This is a genomic window from Streptomyces sp. NBC_01352 (assembly GCF_036237295.1).
In the GTDB taxonomy this organism is placed as follows: domain Bacteria; phylum Actinomycetota; class Actinomycetes; order Streptomycetales; family Streptomycetaceae; genus Streptomyces; species Streptomyces plumbiresistens.
Genome location: NZ_CP108354.1, coordinates 5,498,999 through 5,510,152, shown reverse-complemented (window position 1 = coordinate 5,510,152; position 11,154 = coordinate 5,498,999). Strand labels below are relative to the sequence as shown.

The 11,154-nt window shown below is 71.7% G+C and carries 10 protein-coding genes; 8 read left to right on the top strand and 2 right to left on the bottom strand.

Going from position 1 to position 11,154, the window contains the following annotated elements; translation table 11 throughout:
* Positions 1-182 precede the first annotated feature (182 nt).
* From OG252_RS25510 to OG252_RS25500, 3 genes are read left to right on the top strand one after another with little or no spacing between them, the layout of a single operon-like run.
* Positions 183-971 carry a DUF5819 family protein gene (locus OG252_RS25510; RefSeq protein ID WP_329338957.1) on the top strand — a complete coding sequence of 263 codons (789 nt, stop codon included), beginning with the start codon at positions 183-185 and terminating at the stop codon, positions 969-971.
* Entirely contained in the window at positions 968-2,242 is a 1,275-nt protein-coding gene (locus OG252_RS25505) for an HTTM domain-containing protein (protein ID WP_329338955.1), read from the top strand. The genes OG252_RS25510 and OG252_RS25505 overlap by 4 nt, the downstream gene beginning before the upstream one ends.
* 10 nt (positions 2,243-2,252) lie before the next feature.
* The gene (locus OG252_RS25500; protein ID WP_329338953.1) at positions 2,253-3,014 is read left to right on the top strand and encodes a TrmH family RNA methyltransferase; all 762 of its coding nucleotides are present in this window, start codon (positions 2,253-2,255) and stop codon (positions 3,012-3,014) included.
* Here OG252_RS25500 and paaN read toward each other — a convergent pair.
* The gene (paaN, locus tag OG252_RS25495) at positions 3,011-4,702 is read right to left on the bottom strand and encodes a phenylacetic acid degradation protein PaaN (RefSeq protein ID WP_329338951.1); all 1,692 of its coding nucleotides are present in this window, start codon (positions 4,700-4,702) and stop codon (positions 3,011-3,013) included. The genes OG252_RS25500 and paaN overlap by 4 nt on opposite strands.
* 160 nt (positions 4,703-4,862) lie before the next feature.
* Between paaN and OG252_RS25490 the strand changes: the two genes are divergently transcribed.
* Together OG252_RS25490 and OG252_RS25485 are read left to right on the top strand one after the other, a co-directional pair.
* On the top strand, positions 4,863-6,380 hold the full coding sequence (locus tag OG252_RS25490) for a 3-hydroxyacyl-CoA dehydrogenase (protein WP_266436576.1): 1,518 nt from the start codon (positions 4,863-4,865) through the stop codon (positions 6,378-6,380).
* Positions 6,377-6,967: a TetR/AcrR family transcriptional regulator gene (locus tag OG252_RS25485; RefSeq protein WP_266436574.1), complete on the top strand. Its 591-nt coding sequence runs from the start codon at positions 6,377-6,379 to the stop codon at positions 6,965-6,967. The genes OG252_RS25490 and OG252_RS25485 overlap by 4 nt, the downstream gene beginning before the upstream one ends.
* Before the next feature lie 2 nt (positions 6,968-6,969).
* Here the strand turns inward: OG252_RS25485 and OG252_RS25480 are convergent, their stop codons facing one another.
* Positions 6,970-7,455 (bottom strand): Lrp/AsnC family transcriptional regulator, encoded by a 486-nt coding sequence (locus OG252_RS25480; protein WP_266448292.1) that lies wholly within the window; start codon positions 7,453-7,455, stop codon positions 6,970-6,972.
* A 189-nt stretch (positions 7,456-7,644) separates the two neighbouring features.
* On the opposite strand from OG252_RS25480, the gene pdhA reads away from it, so the two are divergent.
* Genes pdhA through OG252_RS25465 form a run of 3 tightly spaced genes read left to right on the top strand, consistent with a single transcriptional unit; the run spans position 7,645 to position 11,137 of the window.
* Positions 7,645-8,778 (top strand): pyruvate dehydrogenase (acetyl-transferring) E1 component subunit alpha, encoded by a 1,134-nt coding sequence (gene pdhA, locus OG252_RS25475; protein ID WP_329338949.1) that lies wholly within the window; start codon positions 7,645-7,647, stop codon positions 8,776-8,778.
* Positions 8,778-9,782, top strand: coding sequence for an alpha-ketoacid dehydrogenase subunit beta (locus OG252_RS25470; protein WP_266436570.1), 1,005 nt, complete (start codon positions 8,778-8,780; stop codon positions 9,780-9,782). The genes pdhA and OG252_RS25470 overlap by 1 nt, the downstream gene beginning before the upstream one ends.
* Complete coding sequence (locus OG252_RS25465) at positions 9,782-11,137, top strand: dihydrolipoamide acetyltransferase family protein (RefSeq protein ID WP_329338947.1); 1,356 nt, start codon at positions 9,782-9,784, stop codon at positions 11,135-11,137. Before OG252_RS25470 ends, OG252_RS25465 begins: the two co-directional genes overlap by 1 nt.
* The last annotated feature ends 17 nt before the right edge of the window (positions 11,138-11,154 follow it).

The window sequence follows — 11,154 nt, the reverse complement described above, 5'->3', positions numbered from 1 at the left end:
GGCGGGCGTGAGTACCGTTCCGTGCGAGCGTCGGCGGAATGGTGGTGCGTGGGCGCTACGGCGTCCCTCGACAGTGCCTCGTGGCAGGCGGCGGCGGACCACAGCACCACAGCAGCACAGCACCTGGCACACAGCAGGCGGCAGGGCGGCCGGAAGACGGACCGGAACGGGAACGGGGCGGAATGGACGTGCACGACGGAGGCTCGAAGGCCCCGCACGGGCCGGGCGAGCCGGGCGCCGCGCCCGCCGGTCCCCAGGGCTCCCCGCCCGACCCGACTGATCCCTGCGACCCGCCACCTGACCAGGCACCACCCCGCGAGGCCCGCACCGGCATCGCCGCCCTCTCCCTCCGCTATCAGATCGCCGTCGCCGTGACCCTCGCGGTCGTCGCCGTCGCCGTCTGTGTGCACATCGGCATGGTGTTCCTGCACGTCGCGCCGTCGAACACGGTGACCAAGCAGCACGGCCGGGCGATCGACGACTGGATCTACCCGGAGTTCGAGCAGAACTGGAAACTGTTCGCGCCGAACCCGCTGCAACAGAACATCGCCGTCCAGGTCCGGGCCCAGATCGACACGGCGGACGGCGGGGTGCGCACGACCGGCTGGTACGACCTGTCCGCCGAGGACGGCCGGGCCATCGACGGCAACCTGCTGCCGAGCCACACCCAGCAGAACGAGCTGCGCCGGGCCTGGGACTTCTTCGTCGGCACCCACGACAGCGACAACCGCCCGGTGGGTCTGCGCGGTTCCCTGTCCGAGACGTATCTGCGCCGCATCGTGCTGCTGCGCCTGGAGCGCGACGACGCGGCCGGGAAGGGCGGTGCGATCGATCTCGTCCAGATCCGCTCCCGCACCACCAATGTGCGCCCGCCGCAGTGGAGCCAGGAGAAGGTGTCGGACGAGCCGGTGTACCGAGTGCTGCCCTGGTGGTCGATCACGGCGGACAGCACCGAGAGGGACGTCAAGTGAACCGTTTCGCGCTCGGCGTCTCCGCCGGCATCGCCCGTGTCACCGAGTCCGCCCTCGGCCCGTACCAGACCGCCGTGATACGCATCGGCTTCAGCGGGACCTGGCTGCTGTTCCTGCTGCGCGAGTTCCCGTACCGCGAGGAGATGTACGGCCCCGACGGCCCCTGGAGCTGGGGTCTCGCCCAGCAGCTGGTCTCGGACAACGGTGCCTTCACGGCCCTGATGTGGTCCGACGGCCGGTTCTGGTTCGAGGCCGTCTACGCGCTGGCCGTCCTGACGAGCGTCCTGCTGCTGCTGGGATGGCGCACCCGCACGATGTCCGTGCTGTTCATGGTCGGCGTGCTCTCGCTGCAGAACCGCAGCATCTTCATGGGGGACGGCGGCGACAACGTCCTGCACCTGATGTGCATCTACCTGGTGTTCACGCGCTGCGGCCAGGTGTGGTCGCTGGATGCGCGGCGGGCGCGGCTCGGACGCGAGGCACGCGCGCGTGGCGAACACGTTCCGGACCGGGTGGGCCCGGCCCTGTGGGGCGTGCTCGGCCTGGCGCTGGCCGCGGTGTCCCTGTCGGGCCGGCTGTTCGACGGCGAGGAGTTCGTGCCGCTGCTGCTGTGGACGGTCTGGCTCGCGCAGGCCCTGTGGTGGCTCATAGGACGCCGTGCGAAGACCCGCGAGCCCCGGATCCTGCTCGACCTCGTCGCCAACATCGTCCACAACGGCGCCCTGCTCGTGATCATGGCCGAGGCCTGTCTGATCTACGCCACGGCGGGCTGGTACAAGGTCCAGGGCTCGCGCTGGCAGGACGGCACCGCCGTCTACTACCCCCTGCACCTCGACTACTTCTCCCCGTGGCCCGCGCTCGCCGACGCGCTGGCGGCCAGCGGCACGATGGTGATGCTGGTGACGTACGGCACCGTCGCCGCGCAGGTCGCCTTCCCGTTCACGCTCTTCAATCGGCGCGTCAAGAACGTCCTGCTGGCGGTCATGATTTTCGAGCACGCCGCGATCGCCGTGATCCTCGGACTGCCCTTCTTCTCGCTGGCCATGATCGCCGCCGACGCGGTCTTCCTGCCGACGTCGTTCCTGCGCCGACTCGGCGGCTGGGCGGCACGCGCGCGTGGACGGCTGCTCGGGGGCATGGGCATGGGCGCGGGCGGTACACCGCTGCCGAAGCCCCGCGCCCCGGAGAGCGCGGGGACACGGCGGGCGCAGGGGATCCCGGCGGTGCGAAGGACGCCGGAGGCGCGGGGGACGCGGGGGACGCGCCCGTAGGCTTCAGGGCATGAGCGCCCCCGGCCCCCTCGACGTCTGGCACAAGCTCGCCGACACGTCCGTGCTGCTCGACGGCTTCCACGCCCTCAAGCACGCGCTGCGCTTCGGTGCCGAGGTTCCGGTGGCGGTCACCACCGACCGTGCGGCCGCGCTCGCCCTCGCCGACGAACTGGCGCCGGACGTACGGAACACACTCGACGCGCTCCTGACCCAGGTCCCGGCGCCGGCGTACCGGAGTCTGGTGCCGCGCCCGCACCCCACCGAGATCGCAGCCCTGGCCGTACGTCCGTCCCGCGCGGCCAACCTGGACAGGCTGGCGCGCACCCCCCGCATCGCGCCCGTCGTGGTCCTCGACAACCCGCGCAACCTGGGCAACGCGGGGGCCGTGATCCGGCTGGCCGCCGGTTTCGGGGCGACCGGAGTGGTCACCACCGGGACGCTCGATCCCTGGCATCCCACCGTCGTACGCGGCGGCGCCGGGCTGCACTTCGCGACCGCCGTGGAACGGCTGACGGTGGCAGAACTGCCGCCGGGGCCGGTGTTCGCCCTCGACCCGGAGGGTGAGGACATCCGTGGCACCAAGGTCCCGGACGACGCGATCCTCGCCTTCGGCTCGGAACGCAGCGGGCTGTCGGCCGACCTGCGCGCGCGTGCCGACCACTTGGTCGCGCTGCCGATGCGCCCCCAGGTCTCCAGCTACAACCTCGCGACCAGTGTGGCCATGACGCTGTACCACTGGAGCGCCACCGGGGGCGCACCGCACATCCCCTAGGCCTCCCGGCGCACCTCGACCACCCGGAAGCGGTTCGCCACGAACGCCCCGTCGGTGAGCGCCGCGTTGGCCGCCGGGTTGCCGCCCGAGCCGTGGAAGTCGGAGAAGGCGGCGGTCTGGTTGACGTACACCCCGCCCGTGAGGTTCAGCGACAGCTGGGCCGCCTCTTCCAGGCAGACCTCCTGGACGGCCTGCTCGATCTCCTCGTCGGTGGTGTACGCGCCGACCGTCATCGCGCCCTTCTCGCGGATCGTGCGCCGCAGCAGCTCCAGCGCGTCGGGCGCCGAGTCGACCGCGACGGCGAAGGAGACGGGGCCGAAGCACTCGCTCATGTAGGCGGCTTCGTCGTCCGGCTTGGCGCCGTCCAGCTTCACGATGACGGGCGTGCGGACGACGGCTCCCGGGAACTCCGGGTTGCTCACCTCCCGCGAGGCGAGGGCGACTTCGCCGAGGCCGGTCGCGGCCTCCAGGCGGGCCTTGACGTCCGGGTTGACGATCGCGCCGAGCAGGGCGTTCGCGCGCGCGTCGTCGCCGAGCAGGCCGTCGACCGAGCGGGCGAGGTCGGCGACCACCTCGTCGAAGGTCCGGGGGCCTTCCTCGGTGCGGATGCCGTCACGCGGGACGAGCAGGTTCTGCGGGGTGGTGCACATCTGGCCGCTGTACAGGGACAGCGAGAAGGCCAGGTTGGACAGCATCCCCTTGTAGTCGTCCGTGGAGTGGACCAGCACCGTGTTGACGCCGGCCTTCTCCGTGTAGACCTGCGCCTGGCGGGCGTTGGCCTCCAGCCAGTCGCCGAACGACGTCGAGCCGGTGTAGTCGATGATCCGGATCTCGGGGCGGGTGGCCAGGGTCTTGGCGATGCCCTCGCCGGGACGCTCGGCGGCCAGCGCCACCAGGTTCGGGTCGAAGCCGGCCTCGGTGAGGACCTCGCGCGCGACCTGGACGGTGAGCGCGAGCGGCAGTACCGCGCGCGGGTGCGGCTTCACCAGGACCGCGTTGCCGGTGGCCAGGGAGGCGAACAGGCCCGGATAGCCGTTCCACGTCGGGAAGGTGTTGCAGCCGATGACCAGCGCGATCCCGCGCGGGACCGGTGTGAACCGCTTGGTGAGCGCGAGCGGGTCACGCTTGCCCTGCGGCTTGGTCCACTCCGCCGTGTCCGGGGTGCGGACCTGCTCCACGTACGCGTACGCCACCGCCTCCAGGCCGCGGTCCTGCGCGTGCGGGCCGCCCGCCTGGAACGCCATCATGAAGGCCTGGCCGGAGGTGTGCATGACCGCGTGCGCGAACTCGTGCGTCCGGTCGCTGATCCGCTTGAGGATCTCCAGACACACCACCGCGCGGATCTCCGCGCCCGCGTCCCGCCAGGCCTTCTGGCCGGCCTTCATGGCGGGCAGCAGCTCGTCGACGTCCGCGTGCGGGTAGGTCACGCCCAGCTCGATGCCGTACGGCGAGACCTCGCCGCCCACCCAGTCGTCCGTGCCGGGCTGGGCGAGGTCGAGGCGGGTGCCCAGGAGGGCGTCGAAGGCAGCCTTGCCCGCCGCCATGTCCAGGCTGCCGTTCTCGCCGTAGGCCTTGGGGTGTTCGGGGTGCGGGGACCAGTACGCGCGCGTGCGGATCGCTTCCAGCGCCTGGTCGAGGGTGGGCCGGTGCTTGGCGATCAGATCGTGCGCGGTGAGTTCGGCGGCCATGCGGGACCAACTCCTCGTCTCAAGAACTCTTCGTCGAGCTCATGACCTGGGCAGAAACATGGGCAGGAACAGCCATCCAGAGTTAGAGTAACCGAACGATCGGTCGGGACAAGGGGGTCCGCCGCATCTGTGGAAAACCCCGTGCGGGAGGATCGCGCACATGACAGCACTCGACCTCAGCAGCCCCGTGGCCGTCGTCGGCACCGGCACCATGGGCCAGGGCATCGCCCAGGTCGCGCTGGTCGCCGGCCATTCCGTACGGCTGTACGACGCCGCTCCCGGCCGGGCCCAGGAGGCTGCCGACGCGATCGGCGCCCGCCTCGACCGGCTCGTCGAGAAGGACCGGCTCGGCGCCGCCGACCGGGACGCGGCATGCGCGCGCCTGCTGCCCGCGCAGAACCTCGCCGACCTCGCGGACTGTGCCCTCGTCGTCGAGGCCGTCCTGGAGCGGCTGGACGTCAAGCAGGAGCTGTTCCGCGCGCTGGAGGACGTGGTCGGAGAGGACTGTCTGCTCGCCACCAACACCTCCTCCCTGTCGGTGACGGCCATCGGCGGCGCCCTGCGCAACCCGGGCCGCCTGGTGGGCCTGCACTTCTTCAACCCCGCGCCGCTGCTGCCCCTGGTGGAGGTCGTCTCCGGGTTCGCCACCGACGTCTCGTCGGCCACGCGCGCGTACGAGATGGCCCGCGCCTGGGGCAAGACCCCGGTCGCCTGCGCCGACACCCCGGGCTTCATCGTCAACCGCATCGCGCGGCCCTTCTACGCGGAGGCCCTCGCGGTCCACGAGGCCCAGGGTGCCGAACCCGCCACCATCGACGCGGTCCTGCGCGAGTGCGGCGGCTTCAAGATGGGCGCCTTCGAACTCACCGACCTCATCGGCCAGGACGTCAACGAGTCGGTCACGCACTCCGTGTGGCAGGCCTTCTTCCAGGACGTGCGGTTCACGCCCTCGCTCGCCCAGCGCCGCCTGGTCGAGTCGGGCCGGCTCGGCCGCAAGACCGGACGCGGCTGGTACGACTATGACGACGCCGCCGACCGTCCCGAACCGCACACCGCGGAACCGGCCCAGCCGCCCGCGTACGTCGTCGCCGAGGGCGACCTGGGCCCCGCCGCCGAACTGCTCAACCTGATCCGGGAGGCGGGCATCCCGGTCCGCGAGGACGACGAGGACCACGGCACCCGCCTGGTGCTGCCGAGCGGCGGCCAGCTGGCCCTCGCCGACGGACAGACCTCGGTCGAGTTCCGGGACGTCGTCTACTTCGACCTCGCGCTCGACTACCGCCGCGCCACCCGCATCGCCCTGTCCGCCTCCCAGGACACCGCCCAGCAGACCCTCGCCGAGGCCGTCGGCCTCTTCCAGGCGCTCGGCAAGCAGGTCAGCGTCATCGGTGACGTCCCCGGCATGATCGTGGCGCGTACGGTCGCGCGCATCGTCGACCTGGCGCACGACGCCGTCGCCAAGGGCGTGGCCACCGAGGAGGACATCGACACCGCGATGCGCCTCGGGGTCAACTACCCCCTGGGCCCCTTCGAGTGGAGCCGCCGGCTCGGCCGCAACTGGGCCTACGCCCTCCTCGACGACCTGCACATGCGCGACCCCTCGGGGCGTTATGCGCCGTCCCTCGCGCTGTACCGCCACGCGTACGCCACCGACAAGCGGGAGGGCAGCACTTCATGACCACCGCCAAGCGCGACACGTACACGCCGGAGACGCTGCTGTCCGTCGCCGTCCAGGTCTTCAACGAACGCGGCTACGACGGCACCTCCATGGAGCACCTGTCCAAGGCGGCCGGCATCTCCAAGTCGTCGATATACCACCACGTCTCCGGCAAGGAGGAGCTGCTGCGCCGCGCCGTCAGCCGGGCGCTGGACGGCCTCTTCGGGATCCTCGACGAGGAGCACGCGCGCGTGGGGAGTTCCGCCGAGCGCCTGGAGTACGTCGTACGGCGCATGGTCGAGGTGCTCATCGCCGAACTGCCCTACGTGACGCTGCTGCTGCGCGTGCGCGGCAACACCGGCACCGAGCGGTGGGCCCTGGAGCGGCGTCGCGACTTCGACCACCGGGTCGCCGAGCTGCTCAAGGCGGCGGCCGCCGACGGGGACGTGCGCGGCGACGTGGAGGTACGGCTCGCCACCCGGCTCGTCTTCGGGATGATCAACTCCATCGTGGAGTGGTACCGGCCGGACGGACGGGGCATGAACGAGCGCGAGGTCGCTGACGCCGTCGCGCGGCTGGTGTTCTCAGGGCTTCGCGAGGAGCACTGACGTCAGCCCTGTGGCTCCAGGTCCTCCTCCTCGAACACCAGCAGCGTGCGTGTGCTGAGCACCTCGGGGATCGCCTGGAGGCGGGTGAGCACCAGCTCGCGCAGGGCCCTGTTGTCGGACGTGTGCACCAGGAGCAGTACGTCGAAGTCGCCGCCCACCAGGGCGATGTGGGAGGCGCCGGGCAGCTGTCTGAGCTGCTCGCGCACCGTGCGCCAGGAGTTCTGGACGATCTTCAGCGTGATGTAGGCCGAGGTGCCCTGACCTGCGCGTTCGTGGTTGACGCGGGCCCCGAAGCCGCGGATGACGCCGTCCTCGATGAGGCGGTTGATACGGGCGTAGGCATTGGCACGCGAGACATGGACCCGTTCGGCGACCGACCTTATCGACGCGCGGCCGTCCGCCTGGAGCATCTGCAGGATGTCCAGATCGATGGGATCGAGCGGGCGTGCGGGCGGCTGGGGGCCGCTGCCTTCCGGGCTCTCGGCCATTTGTTCAGATGCCATGTGCCCCCGCCTCTCTACCATGGACGTACTGCGTTCATTTCAGGCTGTGCAGAACCGTTTGTCCACAGCCTGCGGGTGCCCGTAGCCAAAATGTGCCGACGACCGAACAATCGGTAGGTGAGGCGCATCACACCCGTGGCGCGCCTGAAGCCGCTCCCACGAGGAGGTGCCGTCATGACGGTCATGGAGCAGCGGGGCGCTTACAAGCCGACCCCGCCGCCCGCCTGGCAGCCCCGCACCGACCCCGCGCCGCTGCTGCCCGACGCGCGTCCGTACCGCGTCCTCGGCACCGAGGCGGCCGCACAGGCCGATCCCGGGCTGCTGCGCCGTCTGTACGCCGAACTGGTACGCGGCCGCCGGTACAACGCGCAGGCCACCGCCCTCACCAAGCAGGGCCGCCTGGCGGTCTACCCGTCCAGCACCGGTCAGGAGGCCTGCGAGGTCGCCGCCGCGCTGGTGCTCGAGGACCGCGACTGGCTCTTCCCCAGCTACCGCGACACCCTCGCGGCCGTCGCCCGCGGCCTGGACCCCGTCCAGGCCCTCACCCTCCTGCGCGGCGACTGGCACACCGGCTACGACCCGCGCGAGCACCGCGTGGCCCCCCTGTGCACCCCCCTCGCCACCCAGCTCCCGCACGCCGTCGGCCTCGCGCACGCCGCCCGCCTCAAGGGCGACGATGTGGTCGCGCTGGCGATGGTCGGCGACGGCGGCTCCAGTGAGGGCGACTTCCACGAGGCGCTGAACTTCGCCGCCGTCTGGCAGGCCCCGGTCGTCTTCCTCGTCCAGAACAACGGCTTCGCCATCTCCGTCCCGCTCGCCAAGCAGACCGCGGCCCCGTCGCTGGCCCACAAGGCCGTCGGCTACGGCATGCCCGGCCGCCTGGTCGACGGCAACGACGCCGCCGCCGTGCACGAGGTCCTCGCCGACGCCGTACGGCACGCGCGCGAGGGCGGCGGCCCCACGCTGGTCGAGGCGATCACGTACCGCGTCGAGGCCCACACCAACGCCGACGACGCGACCCGCTACCGCGGCGAAGCCGAGGTCGAGACCTGGCGCGGGCACGACCCGATCGCCCTCCTGGAGCACGAGTTGACCGAGCGTGGCCTCCTCGACGAGGAGGGCATCCAGGCAGCCCGGGACGCCGCCGAGACCATGGCCGCCGACCTGCGTGAGCGCATGAACCAGGACCCGCCGCTCGACCCCATGGACCTGTTCGCCCACGTGTACGCGGAGCCCACCTCGCAACTGCGCGAGCAGCAGGCCCAGTTGCGTGCCGAGCTGGCGGCGGGACAGGAAGGGGCGCACTGATGACCACCGTCGCCCTCAAGCCGGCCACCATGGCACAAGCCCTCACACGCGCGATGCGCGACGCCATGGCCGCCGACCCGACCGTGCACGTCATGGGCGAGGACGTCGGCACCCTCGGCGGTGTCTTCCGGGTCACCGACGGGCTCGCCAAGGAGTTCGGCGAGGACCGCTGCACGGACACCCCGCTGGCCGAGGCGGGCATCCTCGGCACGGCCGTCGGCATGGCGATGTACGGGCTGCGCCCGGTGGTGGAGATGCAGTTCGACGCGTTCGCCTACCCGGCGTTCGAGCAGCTGATCAGCCATGTGTCGAGGATGCGCAACCGCACCCGCGGCGCCATGCCGCTCCCGCTCACCATCCGCGTCCCCTACGGCGGCGGCATCGGCGGGGTCGAGCACCACAGCGACTCGTCCGAGGCGTACTACATGGCGACTCCGGGTCTCCATGTCGTCACGCCCGCCACGGTCGCCGACGCCTACGGCCTGCTGCGCGCCGCCATCGCCTCCGACGACCCGGTCGTCTTCCTCGAACCCAAGCGCCTGTACTGGTCCAAGGACTCCTGGAACCCGGACGACCCGCAGACCGTTGAACCGATAGGCCGCGCGGTGGTGCGGCGCTCGGGCCGGAGCGCCACACTCATCACGTACGGGCCGTCCGTGCCCGTCTGCCTCGAAGCCGCCGAGGCAGCCCGGGAAGAGGGCTGGGACCTCGAAGTCGTCGACCTGCGCTCCCTGGTGCCGTTCGACGACGAGACGGTCTGCGCCTCGGTACGGCGGACCGGGCGAGCGGTCGTCGTACACGAGTCGGGCGGGTTCGGCGGCCCGGGCGGGGAGATCGCGGCCCGTGTCACGGAGCGCTGCTTCCACCATCTGGAGGCGCCGGTGCTGCGCGTGGCCGGGTTCGACATCCCCTACCCGCCGCCGATGCTGGAGCGTCACCACCTGCCCGGCGTGGACCGGATCCTGGATGCCGTGGGGCGTCTGCAATGGGAGGCCGAGAGCTGATGGCACAAGTGCTCGAGTTCAAGCTCCCCGACCTCGGGGAGGGGCTCACCGAGGCGGGAATCGTCCGCTGGCTGGTCGAGGTCGGTGACGTCGTCGCCGTCGACCAGCCCGTGGTCGAGGTCGAGACGGCCAAGGCGATGGTCGAGGTGCCCTGTCCCTACGCAGGGGTCGTCACCGCCCGCTTCGGCGAGGAGGGCACGGAACTGCCCGTCGGGGCGCCGCTGATCACGGTCGCCGTGGGTGCGTCGGCCTCCGGCGCCCCGGCCGAGGGCTCGGGCAACGTGCTCGTCGGATACGGCACGTCTCAGGCGCCCGCTCGCCGCCGCAGGGTGCGGCCGGGACAGCCTGCCCCGACGGCCGCTGCGGCCAACGGTCAGGTCGGCGCCTCAGAGCCGGCCGACGGTCCGGTTCCGGTGATCTCGCCGCTGGTGCGCCGCCTCGCCCGCGAGAACGGCCTCGACCTCAGGGAACTGAACGGCTCCGGGCCCGACGGGCTGATCCTGCGGGCCGACGTCGAGTACGCACTACGGGCCGCCGCCGCGCAGGGGCGTACGGCGGTCCCGGCCGGGCATACGGCGATGCCGTCAGCCGACGAACACCACCTGCCCGTGGCGCCGACCACCACCGCCACCCCGGCCCTCTCGGCACCGAACGCACCGACCGCCGCAGTTACCCGCATCCCCCTCAAGGGCATCCAGGGCGCCGCAGCCGACAAACTCTCCCGCAGCCGGCGCGAGATCCCGGACGCCACCTGCTGGGTGGACGCCGACGCCACGGAACTCATGCGGGCGCGCACCGCGATGAACGCCGCCGCAGGGCCGAAGATCTCCCTCCTCGCCCTTCTGGCCCGCATCTGCACCGCCGCCCTGGCCCGTTACCCCGAGCTCAACTCCACCGTGGACATGGTGGCCAGGGAGATCGTCCGGCTCGACGCCGTGCACCTCGGGTTCGCCGCTCAGACCGAGCGGGGACTCGTCGTGCCCGTCGTACGGGACGCGCAGGCGCGGGACGCTCAGTCGCTGACCGCGGAGTTCGCCCGGCTGACCGAGTCGGCCCGCGCGGGCCGACTCACCCCCCGGGAACTGACCGGCGGCACCTTCACGCTGAACAACTACGGAGTGTTCGGCGTCGACGGCTCCACGCCGATCATCAACCACCCCGAGGCCGCCATGCTCGGCGTCGGCCGCATAGTGCCCAAGCCCTGGGTGCACGAGGGCGAGCTGGCGGTGCGCCAGGTCGTCCAGCTCTCGCTCACCTTCGACCACCGGGTGTGCGACGGCGGCACGGCGGGCGGGTTCCTGCGGTACGTGGCGGACTGCGTGGAACAGCCGGCGGTCCTCCTGCGCACCCTCTGATCACGCCGTGACGGCGA

Bases quoted from the DNA above. Each gene is read 5' to 3' on its own strand.
- OG252_RS25485 (WP_266436574.1), top strand. From the start codon at position 6,377: ATGACCACCGCCAAGCGCGACACGTACACGCCGGAGACGCTGCTGTCC.
- OG252_RS25510 (WP_329338957.1), top strand. From the start codon at position 183: ATGGACGTGCACGACGGAGGCTCGAAGGCCCCGCACGGGCCGGGCGAG.
- OG252_RS25470 (WP_266436570.1), top strand. From the start codon at position 8,778: ATGACCACCGTCGCCCTCAAGCCGGCCACCATGGCACAAGCCCTCACA.
- OG252_RS25500 (WP_329338953.1), top strand. From the start codon at position 2,253: ATGAGCGCCCCCGGCCCCCTCGACGTCTGGCACAAGCTCGCCGACACG.
- paaN (WP_329338951.1), bottom strand. From the start codon at position 4,702: ATGGCCGCCGAACTCACCGCGCACGATCTGATCGCCAAGCACCGGCCC.
- OG252_RS25480 (WP_266448292.1), bottom strand. From the start codon at position 7,455: ATGGCCGAGAGCCCGGAAGGCAGCGGCCCCCAGCCGCCCGCACGCCCG.
- OG252_RS25465 (WP_329338947.1), top strand. From the start codon at position 9,782: ATGGCACAAGTGCTCGAGTTCAAGCTCCCCGACCTCGGGGAGGGGCTC.
- pdhA (WP_329338949.1), top strand. From the start codon at position 7,645: ATGACGGTCATGGAGCAGCGGGGCGCTTACAAGCCGACCCCGCCGCCC.
- OG252_RS25490 (WP_266436576.1), top strand. From the start codon at position 4,863: ATGACAGCACTCGACCTCAGCAGCCCCGTGGCCGTCGTCGGCACCGGC.